22 protein-coding genes are annotated in these 23,844 nt (G+C 68.1%); 5 read left to right on the top strand and 17 right to left on the bottom strand.

Annotated elements, in window-relative coordinates; all coding sequences use genetic code 11:
* Positions 1–407: 407 nt before the first annotated feature.
* The 5 genes from CW348_RS03660 to CW348_RS03645 all read right to left on the bottom strand — a co-directional run bounded on the left by CW348_RS03660 (position 408) and on the right by CW348_RS03645 (position 4,068).
* Positions 408–710 (bottom strand): DUF1416 domain-containing protein, encoded by a 303-nt coding sequence (locus CW348_RS03660; RefSeq protein ID WP_011293141.1) that lies wholly within the window; start codon positions 708–710, stop codon positions 408–410.
* Positions 707–1,546, bottom strand: coding sequence for a sulfurtransferase (locus CW348_RS03655; RefSeq protein ID WP_011293142.1), 840 nt, complete (start codon positions 1,544–1,546; stop codon positions 707–709). Before CW348_RS03655 ends, CW348_RS03660 begins: the two co-directional genes overlap by 4 nt.
* A 237-nt stretch (positions 1,547–1,783) precedes the next feature.
* Positions 1,784–1,873 (bottom strand): putative leader peptide, encoded by a 90-nt coding sequence (locus tag CW348_RS15920; protein WP_353801228.1) that lies wholly within the window; start codon positions 1,871–1,873, stop codon positions 1,784–1,786.
* Between the two features lie 111 nt (positions 1,874–1,984).
* On the bottom strand, positions 1,985–2,674 hold the full coding sequence (locus tag CW348_RS03650) for a DUF2993 domain-containing protein (RefSeq protein WP_011293143.1): 690 nt from the start codon (positions 2,672–2,674) through the stop codon (positions 1,985–1,987).
* Positions 2,675–2,859: 185 nt separating this feature from the next.
* Complete coding sequence (locus CW348_RS03645) at positions 2,860–4,068, bottom strand: antibiotic biosynthesis monooxygenase (RefSeq protein ID WP_016189272.1); 1,209 nt, start codon at positions 4,066–4,068, stop codon at positions 2,860–2,862.
* Positions 4,069–4,254: 186 nt separating this feature from the next.
* On the opposite strand from CW348_RS03645, the gene CW348_RS03640 reads away from it, so the two are divergent.
* Positions 4,255–5,130 carry an HAD family phosphatase gene (locus CW348_RS03640; protein WP_016189273.1) on the top strand — a complete coding sequence of 292 codons (876 nt, stop codon included), beginning with the start codon at positions 4,255–4,257 and terminating at the stop codon, positions 5,128–5,130.
* 41 nt (positions 5,131–5,171) lie between these two features.
* Here CW348_RS03640 and CW348_RS03635 read toward each other — a convergent pair whose 3' ends face one another.
* From CW348_RS03635 to hemL, 4 genes are all read right to left on the bottom strand, one after another.
* Entirely contained in the window at positions 5,172–6,179 is a 1,008-nt protein-coding gene (locus tag CW348_RS03635; RefSeq protein WP_104612664.1) for an NAD-dependent epimerase/dehydratase family protein, read from the bottom strand.
* Between the two features lie 122 nt (positions 6,180–6,301).
* Positions 6,302–6,400 (bottom strand): 30S ribosomal protein bS22, encoded by a 99-nt coding sequence (locus CW348_RS03630; RefSeq protein WP_011293147.1) that lies wholly within the window; start codon positions 6,398–6,400, stop codon positions 6,302–6,304.
* A gap of 206 nt (positions 6,401–6,606) precedes the next feature.
* Complete coding sequence (locus CW348_RS03625; RefSeq protein WP_011293148.1) at positions 6,607–7,242, bottom strand: histidine phosphatase family protein; 636 nt, start codon at positions 7,240–7,242, stop codon at positions 6,607–6,609.
* A gap of 226 nt (positions 7,243–7,468) precedes the next feature.
* Positions 7,469–8,761, bottom strand: coding sequence for a glutamate-1-semialdehyde 2,1-aminomutase (gene hemL / locus CW348_RS03620; RefSeq protein ID WP_011293149.1), 1,293 nt, complete (start codon positions 8,759–8,761; stop codon positions 7,469–7,471).
* Positions 8,762–9,472: 711 nt separating this feature from the next.
* Between hemL and rraA the strand changes: the two genes are divergently transcribed.
* Together rraA and pglX are read left to right on the top strand one after the other, a co-directional pair.
* Positions 9,473–9,964, top strand: coding sequence for a ribonuclease E activity regulator RraA (gene rraA / locus CW348_RS03615; protein ID WP_011293150.1), 492 nt, complete (start codon positions 9,473–9,475; stop codon positions 9,962–9,964).
* 586 nt (positions 9,965–10,550) lie between these two features.
* Positions 10,551–14,138 (top strand): BREX-2 system adenine-specific DNA-methyltransferase PglX, encoded by a 3,588-nt coding sequence (gene pglX, locus CW348_RS03610; RefSeq protein WP_258076853.1) that lies wholly within the window; start codon positions 10,551–10,553, stop codon positions 14,136–14,138.
* Between the two features lie 66 nt (positions 14,139–14,204).
* Here pglX and CW348_RS03605 read toward each other — a convergent pair whose 3' ends face one another.
* The 8 genes from CW348_RS03605 to CW348_RS03570 all read right to left on the bottom strand — a co-directional run bounded on the left by CW348_RS03605 (position 14,205) and on the right by CW348_RS03570 (position 21,735).
* Positions 14,205–14,813, bottom strand: a complete 609-nt coding sequence (locus tag CW348_RS03605; protein WP_016189275.1) for a bifunctional DNA primase/polymerase — start codon at positions 14,811–14,813, stop codon at positions 14,205–14,207.
* Positions 14,814–15,002: 189 nt separating this feature from the next.
* Positions 15,003–15,986, bottom strand: a complete 984-nt coding sequence (hemB, locus tag CW348_RS03600) for a porphobilinogen synthase (protein ID WP_011293153.1) — start codon at positions 15,984–15,986, stop codon at positions 15,003–15,005.
* A 22-nt stretch (positions 15,987–16,008) separates the two neighbouring features.
* A complete protein-coding gene (locus CW348_RS03595) occupies positions 16,009–17,700 on the bottom strand; it encodes a uroporphyrinogen-III synthase (protein WP_011293154.1) in 1,692 nt (563 codons plus the stop codon).
* A gap of 50 nt (positions 17,701–17,750) precedes the next feature.
* Entirely contained in the window at positions 17,751–18,713 is a 963-nt protein-coding gene (gene hemC, locus CW348_RS03590) for a hydroxymethylbilane synthase (RefSeq protein ID WP_011293155.1), read from the bottom strand.
* A 1-nt stretch (position 18,714) separates the two neighbouring features.
* Positions 18,715–20,148: a glutamyl-tRNA reductase gene (locus tag CW348_RS03585; protein WP_061783800.1), complete on the bottom strand. Its 1,434-nt coding sequence runs from the start codon at positions 20,146–20,148 to the stop codon at positions 18,715–18,717.
* An 85-nt stretch (positions 20,149–20,233) separates the two neighbouring features.
* Positions 20,234–20,926, bottom strand: a complete 693-nt coding sequence (locus CW348_RS03580; RefSeq protein WP_011293157.1) for a redox-sensing transcriptional repressor Rex — start codon at positions 20,924–20,926, stop codon at positions 20,234–20,236.
* Positions 20,927–21,091: 165 nt separating this feature from the next.
* The gene (locus tag CW348_RS03575) at positions 21,092–21,325 is read right to left on the bottom strand and encodes a glutaredoxin family protein (protein WP_049755081.1); all 234 of its coding nucleotides are present in this window, start codon (positions 21,323–21,325) and stop codon (positions 21,092–21,094) included.
* 101 nt (positions 21,326–21,426) lie between these two features.
* Positions 21,427–21,735 (bottom strand): MoaD/ThiS family protein, encoded by a 309-nt coding sequence (locus CW348_RS03570; RefSeq protein ID WP_011293159.1) that lies wholly within the window; start codon positions 21,733–21,735, stop codon positions 21,427–21,429.
* A gap of 58 nt (positions 21,736–21,793) precedes the next feature.
* Between CW348_RS03570 and CW348_RS03565 the strand changes: the two genes are divergently transcribed.
* On the top strand, positions 21,794–22,555 hold the full coding sequence (locus tag CW348_RS03565) for a response regulator transcription factor (RefSeq protein ID WP_011293160.1): 762 nt from the start codon (positions 21,794–21,796) through the stop codon (positions 22,553–22,555).
* Positions 22,556–22,817: 262 nt separating this feature from the next.
* Positions 22,818–23,834 (top strand): hypothetical protein, encoded by a 1,017-nt coding sequence (locus CW348_RS03560; RefSeq protein ID WP_287462787.1) that lies wholly within the window; start codon positions 22,818–22,820, stop codon positions 23,832–23,834.
* The last annotated feature ends 10 nt before the right edge of the window (positions 23,835–23,844 follow it).

The following is a 23,844-nucleotide window of genomic DNA, read 5'->3' as shown; positions in this document are numbered from 1 at the left end:
CTCCTGTTGTCGGCATAGTCCCCTCATTGCTCCCCTTTGGGTAAGGATGCGCCCTTGGCGGTGCGGCCAAATACGGGGACGGCTCTGGGGCTACCCGGGGGCGAGCGGCGAGGACAACGCTGGTCAGAACGTGGTCTGCGCGCTGGGGTCCCTTCGGCTGGGGCATACAGCCCCGGTGGCAGTGCGGTCGTGCCGCTCGGGGCGGGGCAGCAGGAGCACCGCACGCCCCGTCCGGTTCATGAGGACAGAACGCGGCACTTTCGCGGGCGGCAACGGCGGGACCGCGCACAGCCCCGGCTCTGCGGATACTGGCTTTCCGCGGTACTGCCGCAGAAGAACGTCACCGGTGGCGGCAGGGGACCCGCCTGCCGCCACCGGTGGACGAAAGGTCAACGAGAACGGGCTGGCTAGGCCTGAACGCTGAGTTCGACGGCCTTGCCGACCTCGGCAGTCACCGTGTATTCAGCGGTGAAACCGCCGGAGGCCAGCACCCGCACCTTCCATTCGCCGTCCGCGGCGAAGAAGCGGAAGGTGCCCTCCTCGTTGGTCACAACCTCGCCGACGAAGTCGCCGGAGGAGTTGAGCAGACGTACGTAGGCGCTGGCAAGCGGCTGGCCGTCCCGGGTCACCCGGCCCTGGATGACTGCCTGGTTCCCCACGTTGACGTCTGCGAGTGCCACCCCTCCAGCAGGGGCTCCGCAAGTGCTCACTTGGCTTCTCCCAGTTCCACCGGAACACCGACCAGAGATCCGTACTCGGTCCAGGATCCGTCGTAGTTCTTCACGTTCGGCAGGCCGAGGAGCTCGTGGAGCGCGAACCACGCGATAGAGGAGCGCTCACCGATCCGGCAGTAGGCGATGATCTCCTTGTCCAGGTCGACCCCGGCCTCTTCGTACAGCTTCCGGAGCTCCTCGTCGGACTTGAAGGTACCGTCCTCGTTCACGACCTTGGCCCACGGGACGTTGCGGGCGGTGGGGATGTGGCCGGGAACCTGGGAGACCTCTTGGGGCAGGTGCGCGGGGGCCAGAAGCTTGCCAACGAACTCGTCGGGGGAACGGACGTCGACGAGGGCCTTCTTGCCGATCGCGTCGACGACCTCGTCGCGGAAGGCGCGAATGGAGGTGTCCTGCTCCTTGGCGACGTAGTTGGTCTTCGGGCGCTCCGGCACCTCGGTGACCAGCTCGCGGGAGTCCAACTCCCACTTCTTGCGGCCGCCGTCGAGCAGGCGCACCTTCTCGTGGCCGTAGAGCTTGAAGTACCAGTAGGCGTAGGCGGCGAACCAGTTGTTGTTGCCGCCGTAGAGCACCACGGTGTGGTCGTTGGCGATACCGCGCTCGGACATCAGTGCCTCGAACCCGGCCTTGTCGACGAAGTCGCGGCGGACCGGGTCCTGGAGGTCCTTCCTCCAGTCGAGCTTGATCGCGTTGCGGATGTGGCCCTTGTCGTAGGCCGAGGTGTCCTCGTCGACCTCGACGATCACGACGTTCGGGTCGTCCAGGTGAGCCTCCACCCAGTCGGCGTCCACAAGGACGTCGGCGCGGCTCATGGGGAACCTCCTTAGTGTGCGTTCTACCGCTCTGAGACGGTGTGCATACTTGCCGGCACGGAATGCTGGTGATCTGGGAAGTCTGCTGCGGCCAGCGGTTGTCTGCGGATCGGATCGGACGTAGTGCTCAGCGCAGCCGGCGCTTGCCCGCGTCAGGGCAGTCGGCTCGGTGCGCAACGGTGGGGGAAACGGAGAGGGGCGGCGGAAAACAGCCGCGCGGCCGTGAGCGATTGCGCTCTAACGGGCAAGGGGACAGAGCGCCGTGGCGACACGGCAGAAGTCGATAGCGCGTCGCTTCGTCAAAAGCGCATCTGTCAGAAGAGTCACGCAGACGATGGTACGTGCTTAAGCGGGGAATGTCACGGGTGGGTTGTTTCACAGGGGAAACGCAGCAGGGCCGCCCTGCGTGAGCGGCCCTGACACAGACGTTGCTGCGGGCTATTCCTGCGGTGTGCTGCCGACGATCGGCACGTTGCTCCCCACGGCGGTCGCCTGGATACCGTTGGGCAGCAGCTCGACCCCGGTCACTTCGAGGTCGAAGGGGAGCCGGGGCAGTTTCATGGTGAGCGTGAGCATGCTCTCCACGGTGCTCACCGGCACGAATTCCTCGCCCAATTCGATGTTGTCCGGGGTGACGGTGAGTTCGTCGCCGTTCACCTCGATGCGGAATTCGCTGGAGAGCGAGACGCTGAACCCTTGGTAGGCGAGGTCGCCGGACATGCGCGGCGTTCCGTTAGCGGTCTCGATCACGATGCCTTGGGGCAGTCGCTTCTGCAGTTCGCTGTAGGGGAGCAGCACGGTGCCTTCGACTCCCCCGGCGACCACCCTGGGTTCCGTCAACAGGTCAGCGAAAGGCGCCTGGACGTCGGTCAGTGTCACATCGACCCGGTCGACCTGCACCTCCTCGACCGTCATCGCGCCGGTGACCACGTGGATCTCCTGATAGTTCCCGCCGATGGCCTGGGTGAGGAACGGGAAGCCGCCGATGGTGACCTCGGGTTTGGCCGCCATCTCGTACTGGTAGGAAATCCGCTTGGCGATTTCGCTCTCTGCCGCGTAGTGCGCCCCCCTGTCGGCGACTGCTAGCAGCACCAGCAGGAAAATCAGGAGGACGAGGAACTTTCTCATCGGGTTTCCAGAACACTCCGTCGATTCGGCGAGCCGCGCTGCGCTTATAACGCACCGGACGCGGGTATCGGTAGGAGATTACTGCACTCGTCCTGTTGGCCTGGTTTTGCACCGGAGTATCCCAGCGAACTTTGAGGAAACGCACAGGATGACCTTGTCTCCGGCACTGCTCGGCTCCCTCGCTTCTACTCCGGCATGAGCATGTCGAGCAGCCGCTCGCCCGCCACCGCACCGGACAGGGAGAGCTCGATGACGTTGGTGGCGACCACGTACCTGGCGGAACGCCGCGCGAAGTCGATGACGTGCGGCTGCTGTTCGTGTTCTTCGTAGGCGAGCCGGTCGCGGTAGATGGCGTAGACGATGCGCTGCTGGGGGGAGCTGGCCACTGTGTGGCAGGCGTACAGGAGGGTGTCGGGTTCCTGGCGGGCGACTTCGTCAACGACGTCGGCGACGCAGGCGTCGAAGAGGTCTTCGTGGCCTTCCCGGAGCGTGTAGATGGTGATGATGCCTTGCAGTCGGGAGACCTGGGAACGCGGTGCGGGCTCCCCGTCTTCCTCGTAGTCGTCGTATTCGCTTCTCCTCCGCCGACCCCGGGCGGGAGTTTCGTCGTCCTCGTCGTAGTCGGCCCTGCGCCGTCTGCGCCGCACTGGCTCTTCCTCCTCGTCCTCGTCGTCAATCTCGTCGTCGAAGAAGTCGTCCTCGTCGTGGTCGCGGACCCGGCGCCGTCCTCCGCGCCGTGCGGGGGCGCTGGCCCGGTGCACCGCAGCCCACAGGGCGGATACTGCACCGAGCATCATGAGCTGGCCGAGGATGCCGAGACCGAACCGGCTGACGAGGATCTCCAGAAGCGCTGCCAGCGCGATCAGCCCCACCACGCCCAGTTCGCGCTGTCCTCGTTCGGGGTCCCGGGAGAGGCGCACTCCAGCAAGGGCCGCCCCGGTGATGAGCGCCACGAGGACGAAGAGATGGACGAGGGTGAGGACGAACATCGGGATGACGTCGTAGTGGTCGGCCGCCGCCGGGTAGCTGGTGTCGTAGCGTCCACGCAACCGGTCCATGGTGAGGATCACCAGCGGGACGATGGTGAGCGTGGTGACGACGAGACGGGTGCCGAACCGTCCGCGGGGCGACTCCACCGTGTATTCGATGGCGCCCCAGCCCAGGAAGAGCGGGCCGATGAGCCCGATCCCGATGTGCAGGAGCCGGAAGGTGGCGTTGGAGAAGTCCAGCAGCGCCGCGGGGAACGCCGCGCTCAGCGCGATCGCGGTGGCCGTCGCGGAGACCGCCCAGGCGATGGTGGCGATGTCCGGGTACCGGTATGCGCGCACACCGAGTGACGCGGTGGCGCTCCACGCCACCAGGGCGCAAACGAATGCAAGTCCTACCTCGACCATCCCGACAATGATGCTGCACTTTCCGGGCGGAACGAGCATTCGTTCCCGGAACGGACCACCAAAAGAGCGGGATCATTCTCGCATAACGGTCACACCTAACAGGTATCTGTGACTTACCTCACTCATCATAGGTGGGGATCTGCTATGACGGACTCATCCGGCATCTCGGGCCGTAGGCTCAGTTCCATGTGGAGCCGTCTCCGAGACCGTGGCCCCAGCCGTACCGCATTCACCGGAGCGGCCTCCGTCACGGCGTCGACCCGACTCTCCTCTCCGGTACCGCGCTCGCCCAGTTTCGACCGCACCGCCGCCTTCTTCGACGTGGACAACACGCTGATGCGCGGCGCCTCGCTCTACTACTTCGCCCGCGGACTGGCAGCACGGAAGCTCTTCACCACCCGCGACCTGATCCGCTTCGGCTGGGGGCAGCTCGTTTTCCGCTTCAGCGGGGCGGAGCAGCGGCATCACATCAACGAGGCATGCGAAACGGCGCTCGCGTTCGTCGCCGGGCGCAAGGTCTCCGACCTCGTCGCCTTGTGCGAGGAGATCTACGACGAGACCGTGGCCGACCGCATCTGGGAAGGGGCCCGGCGGCTGGTCTACCGGCACCTCAATGCCGGACAGCGGGTCTGGCTGGTCACCGCGACCCCGGTCGAACTCGCCGACATCATCAAACGCCGCCTCGGGCTGACCGGAGCGCTGGGCACGGTCGCCGAATCAGTGAACGGGGTGTACACGGGGCGTCTCGTGGGGGACCTGTTACACGGGGCTGCCAAAGCCGAAGCGGTCCGCAAGCTCGCGAAGCTCGAAGGACTCGACCTCGCGCAGTGCACCGCCTACAGCGACTCCTACAACGACCTTCCGCTGCTGTCCCTGGTAGGCCACCCCAACGCGGTCAACCCGGACGACGCTCTGCATCGGCACGCCCAAGCGCACGGCTGGCCGGTGCACGACTTCCGCAGGCACCGCACCGCCCTCACCGTCGGCCTGCCGTCCGCCATGGCAGGCGCCCTGGCCGGAGGAGCCCTCGTCGGGCTGCTCCGGAATCGTCGACGCGGTTGAGAACGCGGGGAGAGAAAGCCCCTACCGGGCCGCTACGCCGCTCAGGTGCTGCGTGCCGGGCGACGCCGGCGCACGGAAAGCACACGCGAGGTCGCCGCCCAGGCAGCCACGTAACTGTCGAAGGCCTCCTGAGAGGTGTAGGTCGGAGACCAGTTGAGGACCCGCTGGACCTCAGTGCAGTCCAGCATCCGGGGCGTGCCCAAGCGCCGCAGTTGCTCCGGTGAGTAGGCCAACCGGTCGCGGCCTGCCAGACTGCTCAGCACGCGCAGTCCAGGGGCAGGCATCGGCAGCTTCATGGACCGCCCGGTCCGGCGCAGGCATTGTGACAAGGGGATCGTCCCCGGAGCGGCCACGTCGAACACGCCTTCCCGATCGACGAGCGCCATCCGTCGGATCACTTCCACCCCGTCGTCCTCGTGGAGGAACTGCATCCGGGGGTCGTGGCCGGGGAGCACCGGCACCCAGCGCCGCCCCAGGTAGCGCGTGAGCGGAGAGTCCACCGACGGGCCCATGAGATCGGCAAAGCGCAGCACCGCGATCGACAGGTCGGGACGGCGGCGGGCCAGGCCGCGGACGTAGCGTTCCGCTTTGGCGGCTTCCATGGCCTCGTGGAGGCGGGCCCGTGCCGCCTTGCGTGCCCGGGCCTTCGTCGCTTCTGGAACCGACTGCCCTGGCTCGGACAGACAATCGTAGACCGCGACCGTCGAACGCACCACAAGCCTGCGCACGGTCGTAGACCGCTGGCAGGCCGCCAGCAGTTGCATCGTGCCCAGGACCCCGTTGCCTGTCCTGTCTTCCCGCCCGTTGTGCGACGGTGCGAGAGCCAGCCGGAGGTGCAGCACCGTGTCTGCACCGGAATCCTGGACGGCCTCGGCAAGGCTGCCGTCGTGCAGTTCAGCCCGGATGAACTCCGCCTGCCCCAGCGGGTGCTCGGGTTCCACCGAGTCCACCCCGACCACCCGGGCTACTTCGGGATGGTCTTGGAGCGCGGTAGCCACCCTGGCCCCCAGATAGTCGGAGACCCCGGTAACGAGCACGACGCGGGCCATATCGAGACTCCTTCGACTGGCTGGCGGCAGTAGCGAGGTTCTTCTCCGCGTCGCCCGGCCGCCGTGCCGTTGGGGGCCGGCAGGGGGTCGGCGCCGTCAGGCGTCCGCGGAGACAGAAAAGCCTACTTCTTGTTGCGGCGTGCGATGCGGGTCTTCTTCAGAAGCTTGCGGTGCTTCTTCTTCGCCATGCGCTTGCGACGCTTTTTAACAACTGACCCCATGGGATCACCACCTCGGTTTGACACGGACAGAGACATGACACGACGGGCGACTTTGGACAGGGGACCGGCCCGCCGTCTCGAAGGCGCCGGACGCCCCGCCGGGGCGCGGCACCGGGCGAGCCGCCCCAACCGAGGCGGTTGCCCAAAGGGCAAGCGTACCCGCTTCCGCCGCTGGCCGAACGCGGCTAGGGCAGAAAGCCTCGTGCTCAGGCACCCGGAACCGAGGAGCTGCCCGGGTAGAGGGAAGCCGCCGGTTCCGCGTAGGAGACGCCGACCAGCCGTTCCTCTTCGAAGGTCAGCGAGGTGACGCTCGCCAGGTTGCACTGGCGCCGGTCCGGCCGATGCCACAGGCGCCGCTGTTCTGCTGCCCGCCGGGTCACCCAGATGGGCAACTGGTGGCTGACGCACACCGCTTCCCGGCCCCACGCTTCTTTGCGTACCTGGCCGATCACCTCGTTCATCCGCTGCACGATTTTGCGGTACGGCTCCCCCCACGAGGGCAGGAAGGGGTTGTACAGCCTGCGCCAGGTGCGCGGGTTGGCGATCGAACGCGAGGTGAAGGCCATGCCCTGGAAATGGTTGGCCGCCTCCACCAGCCGCTCGTCCACGGTGATCGGCAGGCCGAACGCGGCAGAGATGGGTTCCGCGGTCTCCCGGGCCCGTTCCAGCGGCGAAGAGTACAGCACCGCGATATCGCGCCCGGTGAACCACTTCGCCGCGAGTTCGGCCATCTGCCGCCCTCGCTCGCTCAAGTGGAAGTTGGGCAGTCTGCCGTAGAGGATTCCCTCGGGGTTGTGGACTTCACCGTGCCGGAGCAGGTGGATGACGGTGGTCGTGGACATATGCCGGACTGTTTTCCTTCTGGTTCGTTCCTGACCCGTTTCCCACTGTGGCACAACTCGGGCGGAAGTGGACTGACCACGGCCCTTCGCCGTACCGTCCACAGCCCGCGGCACCCCGTCCGCGCTGCTGCCCGGGCAGCGCCCGTGCCTTTCCTCCGGCACAGGGAAACAGCACCCCCGGCCCCGGAGCGGCGGGGCCGAGGGGTGCTGTCGGTGTGGCGTGCCGCTAGGCGACCTGGGCGGCTGCTTTCGCCGCGGCAGGAAGCGCGGAGACGACCCGGTCCAGGGCAGCGTCGTCATGCGCGGCGGAGAAGAACCACGCTTCGAATGCGGCGGGCGGCAGGTACACGCCCTGCTCCAGCATCGCCTGGAAGAACGCCGCGTACCGCGCGGTGTTCTGCGCGCGGGCGCCGTCGAAGTCGACGACTTCTGTGTCGGTGAAGAACACCGTGAACAGGTTGCCGCCGTGTTGGATGCGGTGCGGCACCCCTTCAGCGGTCAGCGCCTCGCTCACCGCGGCGGAGACCCGCGCCGCGGCAGCGTCGATGTGCGCGTAGACCTCGGGTGTGGCGTTCCGCAGGGTGGCAAGGCCGGCGGCGGTGGCCAGCGGGTTGCCTGACAGGGTGCCCGCCTGGTAGACGGAGCCCTCCGGGCTGAGCTGGTCCATCAGGTCGGCGCGTCCACCGAACGCGGCAGCGGGCAGTCCACCGCCCATGACCTTGCCGAAGGTCATGAGGTCCGGGGCGACTCCTTCAAGGCCGTACCATCCCGACGGGCTGACGCGGAACCCGGTGAGCACCTCGTCGAGGATGAGCAGTGCCCCGTGGCGGGCGGTGATCTCCCGCAGTTTGGCGTTGAAACCGTCGCGGGGCGGGACCACACCCATGTTGGCGGGGCAGGCTTCGGCGATGACGCAGGCGATCTCGTCGCCGGCTTCGGCGAAGGCCGCTTCGACCGCAGCGATGTCGTTGTAGGGCAGCACGATGGTGTCTGCTGCGCTGGCCCCGGTCACGCCCGGCGAGTCGGGGAGGGCGAAGGTGGCCACCCCTGATCCGGCAGCGGCCAGCAGCGCGTCCACGTGGCCGTGGTAGTTTCCGGCGAATTTGACCACTTTGGCGCGCCCGGTGGCCCCGCGGGCCAGGCGGATCGCGGACATCGTGGCCTCGGTGCCCGAGTTGACCAGCCGCACTTTCTCAACCGGGGTGCGCGACACGATCTCTTCTGCCAGCTCCACCTCGGCTTCGGTCGGCGCCCCGTAGGACGTCCCCTGGGCGGCTGCTTTCGCCAGTGCCTCAACGACTGCGGGGTGGGCGTGGCCGAGGATCAGCGGCCCCCACGAGCAGATGAGGTCCACATAGGTGTTCCCGTCGGCGTCGGTGAGGTACGGGCCCTTACCGGAGACCATGAACGGAGGCGTGCCGCCCACCGCTTTGAACGCCCGGACCGGGGAGTTCACCCCGCCGGGGATGACGGATCGGGCACGGTTGAACAGCTCATGCGATTTCAGATGAGTAGCCACGCTTTCAGTCTGTCAGCCCTCGGCCTGGAACCGTCACCGGGACATTCGACGGGTGGCGGCGTGCCTTCCGCCTTGTCCCGCGGCTCTCCAGGGCCGCGGAACTCGCGAGGGGGTTCCGCAAGCTTCACGCCCCCGAACGGGCCTGCTGTGGCGAGGCAGCTGGTCCCCAAGCTGCACCCGGTTTCGGTGGAGAACTGAGCAGACAGCAATAACAGACGACCATATTTCGGCCAATGGAAGACCGGAATAGGGGTGTTGTGGTCGGTAGCCTGCCGATGCGGGTGTCCTCGGGCCCGTTCTGATCGGGGGCGTTCCGCCGTCTAGGCCCCGCGATGCGGGATGACCTGCCCCTCTTTGCTGTGGAAAAGCCGCGGCGCATGGTTTCTCGGGCGGCCCTGAGGTGGATCCGGCCGTGTCGCGGATCAGGCGCGCCGCTTGCCGATCGGGTGAACGACTTACTCGGAAGGCCCGCTTCCTGGCCGGTGGGAGGAGAACCGCTCCTGAGCCCGCCGGGCCCGCGCTCCGGCCCGCCGACTGCGCGGCGGCTCCCCCTCGGGGAACGGCGTGCCGCCGTGCTGCCTCGGGCCGGGACGGTCGCGGCGACCCGGCCGCAAGGACGCAGTAAACCGGAGGGTAACTTAAGACGCGTCCACGCTTCCGGGGCTTCCCGCACCGATTCCGGCCCCGCTATCGACAACCGCGGAGGACGCGATGTCCACACCCTTCGCCACTGCCGACCTCATCGACGCCTACGGTGACGAACTCGCCAGTTGCGAGCTCCAGTTCCGCCAGTTCGGCGGGGTACGGGCCTTCTTCGGCCCCATCCAGACCATCAAGTGCCATGAAGACAATGCCCTCGTCAAAGAAGTCCTCAACCAGCCCGGGGACGGCCGGGTGCTCGTCGTCGACGGGGGCAGCTCCCTGCGGTCTGCGCTGATGGGCGACATGATCGCCCGGGCTGCCGAACGCAACGGCTGGGCAGGAGTGGTGATCAACGGCGCGGTCCGCGACGTCGCCGAACTGGCCACGCTGTCCCTCGGCATCAAGGCGCTGGGCTCCAACCCCCGCAAGTCCGCTAAGGCAGGCGCGGGCCAAGTAGGCGTGAATGTTGCCTTCGGTCAAGTAGTATTCACTCCGGGTGCATGGCTGTACAGCGACGAAGACGGAATCGTCGTCAGCGCCAAAGAGCTGTCTTTGCCCTGACCTGGCAGCCAGCCCCGTGCCGGTGAGGGAACCGGTGACCACCACGGTGGCCACCGGTGGGAGACATCCGTCAACCCTGCCCTCACGGGTAACGACGGTGTTGGTAGAGGTCGTGTCCCGACGTGCCCCCCTTTTTTCCATCTCCCCCTGGTACGCCGGGACACGACCCGTCTGCGGCGGGTGGACGGGACATGCCGGGGATGCCCGCCCACCCGAGTTCAGGCGCGTTCATCCAGGCGCCGCAGCCGTGGGAAACGGCTGTCACCACTCCCCAGCGCCTTGCGACTCCACTGTCCACACGGCCCCGCACACACCGAGTTGCAACGCTCGGTGAATGCTCTGCTTCAGAATGTTACCCCTCCACGTTGGCCACGTGGGTCGATTCGCGATTTTCCCTGCACCAACCTCTTCCGCCCCGAAACCCGGTCGCATCCCGCCCGGATTCGGCATAAATGCCCCGCCCTGGTAGGCAGTAGCCTCACCTGGGGCTGAATCTCGTATTCCACCCCTGCTCATAGGCCTGCACCTGGCAGGATGAAAAGCGCGTGTGCCTGGAGAGCCGAAGCGAATCATCGAGGGAGGCGCGGTGGCCGACCACAAAGACCGAGGTGAGCTACTCACGGAACTACGTCACCAGGTCACGCTTCTGGAAGAAGACCTCCACTCCCGCAGCGAAGAAGACGAGTACGCGGCCGTTCTAGAGACGGAGTACCGCGCAGCCCGGCAGGCACAACGCACCGCAGCCCCCTACCCCGACTGGCGGAACGAGCGCATCACCCAAGTGGCAGCAGCCTGGGTGCTCGGCACGCTGTTCGTCCGGTTCTGCGAAGACAACGGGCTCGTCGAACAGCCCTGGATCGCCGGCCCAGGCGACCGGCTGGCTGCCGCCCAAGCCCGCCAGCGGGCGTTCTTCGCCACCACCCCCAACCTCAACGACCGCGACTGGCTGATCTCTGCTTTCGTCCACCTCGCCAAATGCCACCGCACCACTGAAGGGCTGTTCAGCCGCTCCTACAACCCGCTGTGGCAGCTCACCCCTGGGGTGGAAGCGATCGGCTCCCTGCTCGAGTTCTGGCGCCGCCGCGGCCCCGACGGCACCCTCATCCACGACTTCACCGACCCTGACCTGGACACGCGGTTCCTCGCCGAGCTGTACCAAGAGCTCAGCGAGTCGGCGCGCGCCGCCGACGACCTGCTGCCCACGCCGGACTTCGTCGTGGACTTCCTGCTCGACCTCACCCTGGAACCGGCGATCGACGAATTCGGCCTGGACCCCGAACTCGACGTGCACGACAGCTCCGGCGCCCCCGTTTGGCGGCACCGCGGGCTGCGGACCGTGGACCCGGCCTGCGGCAGCGGCGAGTTCCTCCTCGGACTGTTCACCCGCATCCTGGCCCGGAACCGCGCGGCCGCAGGCCCCGGCGCGGACCGGTGGGAGCTCGTCCGCAAAGCCCTGAACTCGGTCCACGGCTGCGACAAGAACCCGTTCGCGGCCAACATCGCCCGGTTCCGCCTGCTCATTGCCGTGCTCCGGGAGACCGGGGCACGCCGCCTCGACCAAGCCCCGGACTTTCCCGTCCACATCGCGGTGGGCGATGCGCTACTGCATGGCCGGGACGCCGCACCCCCCGACCACAGCCTGGACGCCGACGGGGTGTTCACCTACACCACTGAAGACATCGGGGACTTGGTGCGGCGCGTCGACCTGCTTGGCCGCAACAGCTACCACGTGGTGGTGACGAGTCCGCCCGCCGTCCCGGTACGCGACCCGCAGGACAACGTCGCCTACCGTTCCCGCTACGACGTATGCTCAGGGACGTATCCGCTGGTCATCCCGTTTGCGCAGCGGATCTTCCAGTTGGCGAGCCGAGAACGCGCGGGTTTCGCGGCACAGTTCGCTCCCAGTGCGTTTCTCAGACGCGAGTTCGGCCGGCGGCTCGTTGAAGACTTCTACGGCCGCACCGTGAAACTCACCCACGTCGTCGACACCTCCGGCGCGGTCATCCCCGGCCGCACCGCTCCGACCGCCATCGTCGTCGGCCGCAACACCGACCGCGGCTGGGCTGACCCAATCCGCGAAGTCCTCGGCGTACGCGGGGAACCCGTCCCGCCGGAGAACCCCGCCCAGGGCATGGTGTGGCGCTCCATCGTGGAGAACATCCAGCGTCCCGGGATCGAAACCTCCTGGGTGCGGGTCCGTAACAGCGACCGCGACCTGCGGATCGCCCACCCGTGGTCGCTCAACGGTGACGGCGCCGACGAACTGCGGCGGCAGTTGGACACCGCCCCCGGGCGCCTCGGCGACCGAGTCGCAGAGATCGGGACCATGGCGCGGCTCCGCGACGACTGCTGTGCCATGGTCGGCGAAGACGTCCTCCGCCGGGCCGGGATCAGCCCTGCCTACCGGCGGCCCGTAGCCGACGGCGACGCCATCCGAGACTTCCACATCAGTGACCCGGTCGTCTCCCTGTGGCCGTACGCGGCAGCAACACTCGCCCCGGAGCTCTCCCCCGAAGCGGAACGCTTCCTCTGGCCCTACCGGACCCTGCTGCGCAGCCGGGCCGACCAGAGCAGCACCCCCGACCAGCACAGCCCGCTGTGGTACGCGTACCCGGTCTTCCACACCGGCCGGTACCGTGCCCCTCTGCTGCTCGCCTACGCGGAGACCGCCACCCACCCCCACGTCGCGCTGGTCCGCGGCGGCATGGTGCTCCGGCACACCGCCCCCGTCCTGCAACTCCCCGAGGGCGCCACCGAAGACGACTACCTGCGGCTGCTGGGAGTGCTCAACTCCTCCGCGGTGTGCTTCTGGCTCAAACAGGACCCTGAGCGGGACCCCCGCGGGGCCTGGCGCGACCCGCAGGAAGAATCCTGGGAGGAACGCCACCGGTTCACTGCGGCCCGGATGCGGAACCTTCCGCTCCCCGCCCACCTGCCCGTCGAGCCCGGGCGGAGCCTGGACACGCTCGCACGGCAAGCCGCCGCCTGGGACCCGGTCGCCCTCGCGGACCGCGAAGTACCCACTCGGCAGCGGTTCGCTGAAGCCCGCCGCGCCTCCGAAACCGTCCGGCACCGGATGGTCGCGCTCCACGAAGAACTGGACTGGCAGGTCTACGGACTCTACGGGCTGCTCTCCGAAAGCGAGGCTGCCGCCGTGCTCGCCCCCGACCCTGCCCGGATTCCCGAGATCGCTCCCGGAGAACGGGCCTTCGAAATCGTCCTCGCCCGCCAGATCGCGGTAGGGGACTCCGCCACCACCTGGTTCGCCCGCAACGCCATCACCCCGGTCACCGAGCTCCCCCAACACTGGCCGGAAGAGTACCGCCGGGTGGTGGAAGCCCGCATCGACCTCATCGAAAAACGCCGCGACCTGGCGCTCGTGGAAAGCCCCGACTACAAGCGCCGCTGGCACTGCCCGCCATGGCAGGAGCGGCAAGGAGCTGCGCTGCGGCACTGGCTGCTGTCCCGGTGCGAACAGCGCGACCTGTGGTTCGACGCTCAGGACGGCCGGGAAGTACCGCGGCCCCGGTCGCTTGCTGACCTGGCTGAGCGCCTGCTGCGCGCCCCCGACCGGGACGCGGTCGCCGCGGTCGCCGAGTGGTACGCCGACGAATACCTGGGGCAGCCCGAGGCCCGCCTGGCCGACGTGCTCGCGGAACTCGTCGCCGACCAGCACGTCCCCTTCCTGGCCGCCTACCGGTACCGGGCAGCGGGCCTGCACAAGTACGCGCGTTGGCAGGAGGTGTGGGCGGCCCAGCAGGAAGAGGACAGCACCGGGCAGCGGGCAGCCGTTCCACCGCCCCCCACGTATGCGGCAGCGGACTTCCGGGCACGGTCCTATTGGGCCAACCGGGGCAGGCTCGACCTTCCCCGGGAACGGTTCGTGTCCTATCCGGGAGTGGTGTTCGCCGACGACCCCACGATGGTGGTGGGCTGGGCTGGCTGGGACGATGCACAGCGGGCCGAAGCCCTCATCTGGCTCGTGGACTCCCGGGCCGGGCACTGGTCGCGGGAGCAGGTCATTCCCCTGCTTGCCGGAGTGTACGAGTTGTTGCCGTGGCTGCGCCGGTGGCATGGCGGCCCGCTCGCCGCACGGGTCGCGCGGTGGCTCACCGCCCAGCAGGAGCAGTACGGGCTCAGCGACGACCATCTCACCACGTGGCGCCCTGCTTGACCATCGCCACGGGTCCCCTGCTCCTTTCCGCTGCGTCTCGGCGCGGTGGGACGCGGGGAGGGACGGCTACGACGTGGGGCCGCACACGTCGGCGAGGATGTCCAGCATCGCGATCGGGTCGGGCAGGTGCACGGGGGTGGACCGTCCGTAGGGGGAGCGGATCCATTCGACGGTCCGTCCGGAAGGCAGCAGCGACGGGGGCGCGGGAATGTAGCTGTCGCGGCAGTGCCAGCGCAGCCCCGGCATGTCCTCGACTGTCTCGGGGAAGCAGTCCAGGCGGCACGACCACCATTCGTCTTCGTCGATCGGCGACCGGGTGGCGACGAAGAACAGATACCGTTCGGAGTCCAGGACCGCGACCGGGCCGAGGGTGAGCCCTGCACGGTCCATCTGGGCCATGGCCATCACCCCGGCACTGGTGGGCACGTCGAGGACGTCGAAGACCCGTCCGGTGGGCAGGATGATGTTCGCCTCAGGGGTGGCGGACCACCAGCGCCGGATCGTGTCGGGGTCGGTACTGGCCTCCATCGCCCACGCGGCACTGATCGGGTGGACTCCCGGAGCCGGACAGCCCAGCCGGTCGCAGGTACAGGACCGCGGCCCCTCCCGGTTGGGTTGGGCACCCCGGCATACCGGCCATCCCAGGGCCGCGTACTCCAACGCGGCATCGACCATGGCAGCCCGTTTCTGGCGACGGCGCCTGAGTCTGCCGCCCAATACACCGACCATGAATCCCCCATCACCTCTCGTGCCGGCCACCGACATCCGGCGCGGGAATCCGTACGGTCGGGCCCGCGGGTGTCGGGGCTGATTCCGGCTTCCTCAGCACCCGTGTGAGCCGCCGGGGAGTGGTCCGTGGTCCGGTCACCGCAAGAGCCGCGCTGCTTCGGTAGCCCAGTAGGTGAGGATCTGTCCGGCTCCCGCCCTCCGGTAGGAGGTGAGGATTTCCACGATCACTCGCTCCCGGTCCAGCCAGCCGTTGCGGGCTGCTGCCTCGACCATCGCGTACTCGCCGCTGACCTGGTAGGCGGAGACCGGCACGGTGACGGCTTCGGCGACCTTGGCCACGATGTCCAGGTAGGCCAGCCCCGGTTTGACCATCACCATGTCCGCTCCTTCGGCCAGGTCCAGCTCGACCTCGCGCAGCGCCTCCTTAGCATTGGCCGGGTCCTGCTGGTAGCTGGAACGGTCACCGAACTGCGGTGCACACTCGGCGGCGTCTCGGAACGGTCCGTAGAACGCCGAAGCGTACTTGGCAGCGTAGGAGAGGATCGCGACGCCGGTGTACCCGGCCCCGTCCAATGCGGCGCGGATCGCCCCGACCTGGCCGTCCATCATGCCGCTGGGGGCGACCACATCCGTGCCGGCCTCGGCCTGGGCCACCGCGATGGAGGCGTACCGCTCCAGGGTGGCGTCGTTGTCGACCTCGTTCCCTTCGGTGAGCACTCCGCAATGTCCGTGCGAAGTGTACTCGTCCAAACACAGATCGGTCATCACGACGACCGCATTGCCCAGGTCTGCGGTGAGTTTCCGCAACGCCACCTGGACGATCCCGTCGGGGTCGTCGGCTGCTGACCCGCGTTCGTCCTTGACGGCGGGAACCCCGAACAGCATGATCCCGCCGACCCCGGCCTCGACCGCTTCTTCCGCGCTCTTCCGCAGGCTGTCCAGGGTGTGCTGGTAGACGCCCGGCATGGAGCTGATCTCCTGCGGCGCGTCGATGCCCTCCTTGACGAACATCGGCAGGATGAGCTCTTCGGGCCGGACGCGGGTCTCCGCGACCAGCCGCCGCATCGCGGCTGTGGTGCGCAACCGCCGCGGTCGCGCCAGCGGGAAACGGGCCGTCATACGGGTTCTCTCCTGTCCTGAATCAGATCATGAGGTTCTTACGGCGACGCCCCCGGCGCTTCTGGCTGGGCCGCAGCACGGGCTTGCCCGCTTCGATCGCCGCCTGCCGCTGGGCGGCACCGAACTCTGCGAGCGCTTCGGCCAGCGCTGCCACCGACGCCTTCGGCGCGCGGACGTCGACACGCAGGCCGAACTCTTCCGCGGTTTTCGCGGTCTCCGGCCCGATCACGGCGATCACGGTGGTGGCGTGCGGCTTGCCCGCGATCCCGACGAGGTTGCGGACCGTGGAGGACGAGGTGAACATCACCGCGTCGAACCCGCCGCCCTTGATGGCTTCGCGGATAGGTGCGGGCGGGGGTGCGGCCCGCACCGTCCGGTAGGCGGTGACGTCGTCGACCTCCCAGCCGAGGTTCACCAAGCCTTCGGAGAGGACCTCGGTGGCGATGTCGGCGCGGGGCAGCAGGACCCGCTCGATCGGGTCGATATCCGGGTCGTAGGGCGGCCACACTTCAACGAGCCCGGCCGCGGACTGCTTGTCCTCCGGCGGCTGCAGGTCCGGGTGGATGCCGAAGGCGCGGAGCGCGGCCGCGGTCTGCTCCCCGACCGCGGCGACTTTCACCCCGGCGAAAGCCCGCGCATCCAAACCGTAGTCTTCGATACGCTCCCGGATGGCTTTGACCGCGTTCACCGAGGTGAACGCCACCCACTGGTAGCGTCCGGTGACCAGGCCGCGGACCGCCCGCTCCATCTGCTGCGGTGTGCGCGGCGGCTCCACCGAGATCGTCGGCACCTCCTCGGGTACCGCGCCGTAGCTGCGCAACTGCTCGGAGAGGGCCGGGGCCTGCTGGCGGGTGCGCGGCACCAGGACCCGCCAGCCGAACAAGGGCTTGGTTTCGAACCAGGACAGCTTCTTCTGGCGCTGCGCCACCCCTTCCCCGACGATGAGCAGCGACGGACGGGGGATGGTGTGCCCCTTGGCGTCGGCGGCTTTCAGATCGGCCGCCAGCCGGGCCAGGGTTGAGGTGATAGTGGTCTGGTAGGTGGTCGTCCCCATCCGGGTCACCGTGACCGGTGTGGTGTCGGGCCGACCGCCGGCGATCAAGGTCTTGCAGATCCGGTCGAGGCCGGGGCCTTTCGCGTCCGGATCGTCCTCGGTGGGCGCATCCGGGTGGAGCACGACCAGGGTCGCCTTGCTCTGCGCAGCGTTGACCCAGTCCACGTCAGTGTCGGCAGCGTCGAGGATCCGCACCTCGTTGGTGCCGTGCGGCAGCAGCTCGGTTCCCGCGTAGGCAGGGACGGCGGTAATCGAGGAGAGCCCCGGCACGATCTCGAACTCGATCCCCGCGTCGCTGGCAGCCTCGGCAAGAGCCGCGCCCTGGCCGCTCAGCAGCGGGTCGCCCGGGTAGAGGCGGACGACACGCAGTCCTTGCGCAGCCTTGGAGAGCGCGAACGCGTCACCGCTGTCCCCGTACTCGTCCGGGTCGACGATGACCGTGTCAGGGCGGCAGTGGCTCAGCAGCCCTTTCCGGTGCCGGGCAAGATGCGGCGGTTCACGGAACGTGAGGACGACGTCGGCCTGACCCAGCAGCGCGGCGCCCCGCAGTGTCAGCAGCTCGGCGTCGCCCGGTCCAGCACCCACCAGCGCGATGTGACCGGCGGCGGGCTTGGCGGCGTGCTCGGCCCCGGTAGCCGGGGTCTCAGTCTGCGGGTTCACTTCGCTCCTCTTCTCACCTGTCCGCGTCCCTGGCTTCGGCGGGACTCGTGTCAGCTCTCTCCTCTTCCCGCCGCGGCGTCGGCCACGATCTGATCGGCCCCCTGCTCGATCATGTCGTGGGCGAGCTGGCGGCCGAGTGCGGTGGCCGCCTGGACCGCGTCGGGGAATTCGGTGACGGTGACGGTCTGCTCGGCGCGCACAGCCTGACTGCCGTCCGTGGCGACGACCGCGGCGCGCAGGCGGAGGCGATCCTCAGCCACGAACTCGGCGTAGGCGCCCACCGGGGCGGCGCATCCGGCTTCTAGTTCCGCCAGGATGACACGTTCCGCGGTGACCGCGGCCCGGGTGGGGAGATGGTCGACCGCGGTGAGATAGCGCAACGGTCCGGTGAAGTCGGCGGTGCGGCATTCGACGGCGAGCGCGCCCTGGCCGGGGGCAGGCAGGACCTGGTCCACGTCGAAGACGTCGGTAACGTCGTCGAGGCGGCCCACCCGGTGCAGTCCGGCGTAGGCGAGTACGACCGCGTCGAGTTCTCCAGAAGCGACTTTGCCCAGCCGGGTCTCTGCGTTGCCGCGGATCGGCACGTAGCGCAGGTCGGGGCGGAGCGCGGCGAGCTGCGCGACCCGGCGTGGCGACCCGGTGCCCACCGTGGCGCCGGGGGGCAGGTCGGCGAACTTGAGGCCGTCGCGGGCGCACAGGGCGTCCCGCGGGTCGTCCCGTTCTGTGACGGCGGCGAGCACGATCCCCTCAGTGGGGGCGGTCGGCAGGTCTTTGAGGGAGTGGACGGCGAACTCCACCTCGCCGGCGAGCAGGGCGTCGCGGAGCGCGCTCACAAAAACCCCGGTGCCGCCCAGTTGGGTCAGGTGCGCGCGGGTGATGTCGCCGAAGCTGGTGATCAGGACCAGTTCGACCGGTACTCCGGTGCGTGCGGTGAGGATCTCGGCGACCCTGCGGGACTGGTTGGTGGCCATAGTGCTGCGGCGGGTGCCGAGCCTGGCCGGTGTGGTGGACATATCATCTCTCCTCGCCGAGAGCGGTCCCGGGTTTCACTACCGCGCTCGGGATTGCCGGGTCGAGGTCGAACAATTCGCGCAATGCCTCGGCGTAGACGGCCCCTTCAGGGCCGGTCGCCAATTGTTTCACTCGCACCGTGGGCTGGTGCAGCAGTTTGTCGACGACGCGCCGCACAGTGCGGGTGATTTCCGCCCGGGTGCGGTCATCGATACCGGGTAGCCGCCCGTTCAAACGTTCCAGTTCGCTTTCCACCACCTTCTGGGCTTTGCTGCGGAGCGCGACCACGGTGGGGGCAACCCGTTCTGCGCTGCGCACCGCCTGGTATTCGGCGACCTCCTCGGCCACGATGTCGCGCACCGCGGTGAGGTCGGCCACCTGTCCGGTCGCGGTGCCGTCTTCAGCGGCGTCGCGGAGCTCTTCAATATCGACGAGGTGGACGCCGGGCAGTTTGCGCACGGCCTTGTCGATGTCGTGGGGGAGTGCGAGGTCCAGGAAGACCAGGGGGCGGGTGGCGCGGTCGCCGCCCGCAGCCACCTGCTCGGCGGTGAGGACGATCCCTTGCGCTCCCGTGCAGGAGATCACCAGGTCGATGTCGGCGAGGTGGCGGGCGGCGTCCTCGAAGGGCACCGCGCTGCTGCGGACCGACTCGTAGCCTTCAGTGAGGCATTCTGCCAACCGCTGCGCCCGGTCGAAGGTGCGGTTGGCGATGAGTATCGTGCTGGCGCCGTGGCGGGCCACCGTGTTGGCGGCCAGGGCGCTCATCGACCCGGCGCCCAGCACCATGATGCGGCGCCCGGTGAGGAGCTGGGGGTCAGGCAGCGCGGCGCTGACCTCGACGCCGGTGTCGCCGTCGACCGGACAGACCGCTGCAGCGGCAGACGGCTGCGGTTCGCGATCGGGGGTGAGGAAGCGTCCGGCGACGGTCAACCCGAAGCTGACCATGCTGGCTCCGGCCTTGTCCAGGCGGGTCTCGGTGTGGGCGCGTTTGCCGACGCGCAGGGCGCGCTGGCCGAGGTCGTTGAGGACCCTTCCGAGCGTGCCGACGTGCTGGGCGTCTTTGAGCGCGTTGCGGACCTGGCCGAGGATCTGGCCCTCGCCGACGACCATGGAGTCCAGGCCGCAGGCCACGGAGAACAGGTGCTGGACGGCGCGCTCCTCGTAGTGCACGTAGCAGTGCTGGGTGAGTTCTTCCTGGGAGACGCCGGTGTACTGGGAGAGGAGTTCGCAGATGGCGGCGACCCCAGGGTGGAACTGGTCGACGTCGGCGTAGACCTCGGTGCGGTTGCAGGTGGAGACCACCATCGCCTCGTTCACGGCAGAGGTGTTGACCATCTCCGTCATGAGTTTCAGGCGTACTTCACCGCTGAGCGCTACCCGTTCGAGCAGCGTCACGGGCGCACTCCGGTGGCTCAACCCTAGGGCGAGGACACTCATCCGCACTCCAATGCAGCCATCGTTTTCGCAACGCTCCCTTCCTTATGCGCGTCCGTTCGAACGCCCGCCTGGCGGCCACCTGCTCTCAGGCTTCCAGCACGTCCACCCAGTCCTTTCCTTGGTCTCGTGCGGACTTGCGCTGCTCGTGGAAGGCCAGGATCTGGAGCTCAATGGACAGATCGACCTTACGCACATCCACATGCTCGGGCACATTGAGGACCACTGGAGCAAAGTTGAGGATGCTGGTGACGCCGGCCGCGACGAACCGGTCGCACACCCGCTGCGCGGCTGACGCGGGAGTGGCGATCACCCCGATTGCGATCTTCTCACTGCGGACAACGCTCTCTAGATGGTCAATATGCCGTACGGTCAGTCCGGCGACCTCGGAGCCCACCACGTCAGGGGCCTCGTCGAGAAGCGCTGCGATACGGAATCCGCGGTTTCCGAACCCTCCGTAGTTGGCCAGGGCGCGCCCCAGGTTGCCGACGCCGATGATGGCCACGGCCCAGTCCTGGGTGAGACCGAGCTCGCGGGAGATCTGGTAGATGAGGTATTCGACGTCATAGCCGACTCCGCGGGTGCCGTAGGACCCGAGGTGGGAGAGGTCTTTGCGGAGCTTGGCCGAGTTCACCCCCGCCGCCGCGGCGAGTTCCCCGGACGACACCGTGGGGATTCCCCGCTCGCTCAGCGCCTGGAGGGCACGGAGGTAGAGCGGGAGTCTGGCGACTGTCGCCTCTGGGATACCCCTATCCCGAGGCCGTGACGGACGGCTGGTCACAGGTGCGCGCTCCTGGGCGACATCGGCATTGCGGGACTTTCCTTGACCGAGTGCGGGTGCCGAGGAGAGGTTCCTGTGGCACCCGTCACATGATCGGTTCGAAAGAATTTGCCCTCAGGTTACGCCCTTGTGAAAGGGTGAACAAAGTGGGGTCGGGTATCACACTCAGGCACGTTCTTCAAGGAGTGCGGCGCGCAGCCGCTGCTCGTTCACCCGCCAGAAGTCGTGCTGCTTGCCGTCGACGAAGATGACCGGGATCTTGTCCCAGTACTCTTCCTTCTCCTTGTCGTCGGCTGTGGTGAGGTCGCGGACCTCGTACCGGGCCCCCGTTTCGGCGCAGACTCGCGCGATCACGGCGAGCGCTTCCTCACACAGGTGGCACCCTGCTTTCCCCAGCATGGTGACCACGTGAGGATTGTCACTTTTCTTGGCATGGTTCGACGCCGACGCCAATCCCCTCGTCCTCCCTACTCCCTGCTGTTTCCGGCTGCCGCGCGGAATCATCCGCCCGCGAACGGCGGAAGCACTTCCACAATCCACCCGGGTTCGAGAACCACCTCGTGATGGGGCCGGACGCCCACCGGAGTGGCGTTCACCAAAAACGAGGAACGCGCTAAAACAGCGAGCATTGCCGCGTTTCCCTCGTATTTCTGGCGCACCTGTTCGAGCAGGTCGCTCAGGGTGCTTGCGGTGAAGGTCTCCTCGTGCCGACCTGCGGCCGCCTTCGCCGCGGCCCAGTACCGCACCGTCCCGCAAGAGGTCAACGGATTATCCTTGTATTCCTCGGAGGCAATTTTTCCACTACGCATTCTTGTCGGGGGCAATGGGGCCTTCGTACGCACCGTTCATGGGCGACGGGAAGGGCACATGAGCCACCTTCTACTACTCACCAACTCCAACGACCCATCCGATCAGATCCTGCCTGCACTGGGCCTGCTCCTGCACTCGGTGCGTGTGGCACCCGCCGAGGCGAGCGCCCTCCTGACCCCCGGTCCCGACAACGCAGCCGGGTCTCCGGTGGACGCAATCCTGGTCGACGCCCGCACCAACCTTGTCGCGGCCCGCAACCTGTGCCGCCTCCTCAACACCACCGGCCTGGACTGCCCGCTCATCGCTGTCCTCACGGAAGGCGGTGCCGCCGCGCTGACCCCTGAATGGCAGGTCACCGACTTCCTGCTCACCACCGCGGGCCCAGCTGAGGTAGAGGCGCGGCTGCGGCTCGCGATCGGCCGGGCCGACAGCGCCGACGACCCCGACGAGATCCGCCGCGGCGACCTGGTCATCGACGAAGCCACGTACAGCGCCCGGTTGCGCGGCCGCATCCTCGACCTCACCTTCAAAGAGTTTGAGCTGTTGAAGTTCTTGGCCCAGCACCCGGGTCGGGTCTTCACTCGCGCGCAGCTTCTCCAAGAGGTGTGGGGATACGACTATTTCGGCGGGACCCGGACGATCGACGTCCACGTACGGCGGCTGCGCGCCAAGCTCGGCCCCGAGTACGAATCCTTGATCGGGACGGTACGCAACGTCGGCTACCGCTTCGTCATGGACCCCGCGGCCAAGTCCAACAGCGACGCGGCGATGCCTCGCATGGCGGAACCGGAGCGTTCGCTCGCCCCGCACCAGCTCTAACCGCACGTGGCGGGTCAGGGCCGGACAGTACGGCCCTCCCCGCCTACGACACGCGATCAACCGGTCACCCCAAGGGGTCGTTTTCGACGCCTAAAAGACTTAGGATGGTACGCGCCAGTTTTCACGCTACTGACCGTTTCACGGTGAGGTAGCGTTCCTTTTCCCTTGCTGTCGGGAACGTGCCTGTTCACACGGTTGGCAGCACGCGGTTTGGTGATCGAGGAGGGCTGTCCCCATGCCCCCTGGGATGGACAAGGCTCGCGTGTCCCGTCCACGGCGGCGCGCCTGGCTCGGAGTCCCCGTGGGTGCGGCTTTTATCGGGTGCCTCCTGGTGCCCACCCTGCCTGCCTCCGCTGACGCCACACTCGACCTGGACTTGTCCAGCCGCTCCGCTCTCCCGGGCACCGCGTTCTCTCTCCCGCTTTCGGTCCGCAATACTCTCGAGTCCGCTGAGGTCACGATCAGCGAAGCGACCGCTACAGCGGACAGTTCTGACGTGACGGACCTCGCCGTGGTCGACCTCCCCGAGGTCCTCTCCCCGGGGGACACTGCTGAGGCCGAGGTCGTCGGAAGCGTGGTAGGCGAGCCCGAAGAGTCCCAGATCCGGATCGAAGTCGAGATCGCCTACTCCTACCCGGCCCCGTGCGAAGCCCCGGAGCCCTCAGCGTCCGCGGATGACGAGTCCTGCCTGGAGACGCCGCTCACAGGAACGGCGCGGGTCAGCGCCTGGCTGCGGGTGCCGCAGTTGACGCCGAAGCCCACCCCGACGCCCACGGTGTCGCCGTCCGTGCCCGCACCATCCCCGTCGGCGACGCCGACAGCACCTGTGCCTCCGGAGCGGCCGTCCACCCCGCCTCCTCCACCACACCCCTCCGCTACGCCGTCGAGCCCGAGCGGGCAGCCTTCAGCCACGCCGTCTCCGCGTTCCTCGTCGCCGCAGTCCCCGATCCCCCACAGCCCGGTGTCGACGCTGCCGCCGCAGAGTGCTGCGGGCGGCCCGTCCTCGCCTCCTGGGCTGCCGACCGACACCGCGCACCTGCCCGAGCTGGCTGCGCCGAGCGACGAGTACGCCGAGCTGCCGATGGTCACTCTCGGCGAGGAGAACAGCGAGCAGGACGGGGCGGCCCCGGTCTCCCAGGAGGGGCCGGTCGACCCGCTGCTCACCCCGTTCATCCTGCTGCTGGTCTTGATGCTCCTGCTGCTGTTGGCCACTCCGCTGGGCCCGGTCCGGCGGGTGCGGGTCCGGCACAGCTACGTGGGGCGGCGCCGCAAGCGCTGACCAGGCGTGA

The sequence above is a fragment of the Thermobifida sp. genome (genome assembly GCF_017577275.1).
Lineage (GTDB): Bacteria > Actinomycetota > Actinomycetes > Streptosporangiales > Streptosporangiaceae > Thermobifida > Thermobifida fusca.
Note: the sequence above shows the minus strand (reverse complement) of the source record. Positions and strands in the feature narration are given on the sequence as shown.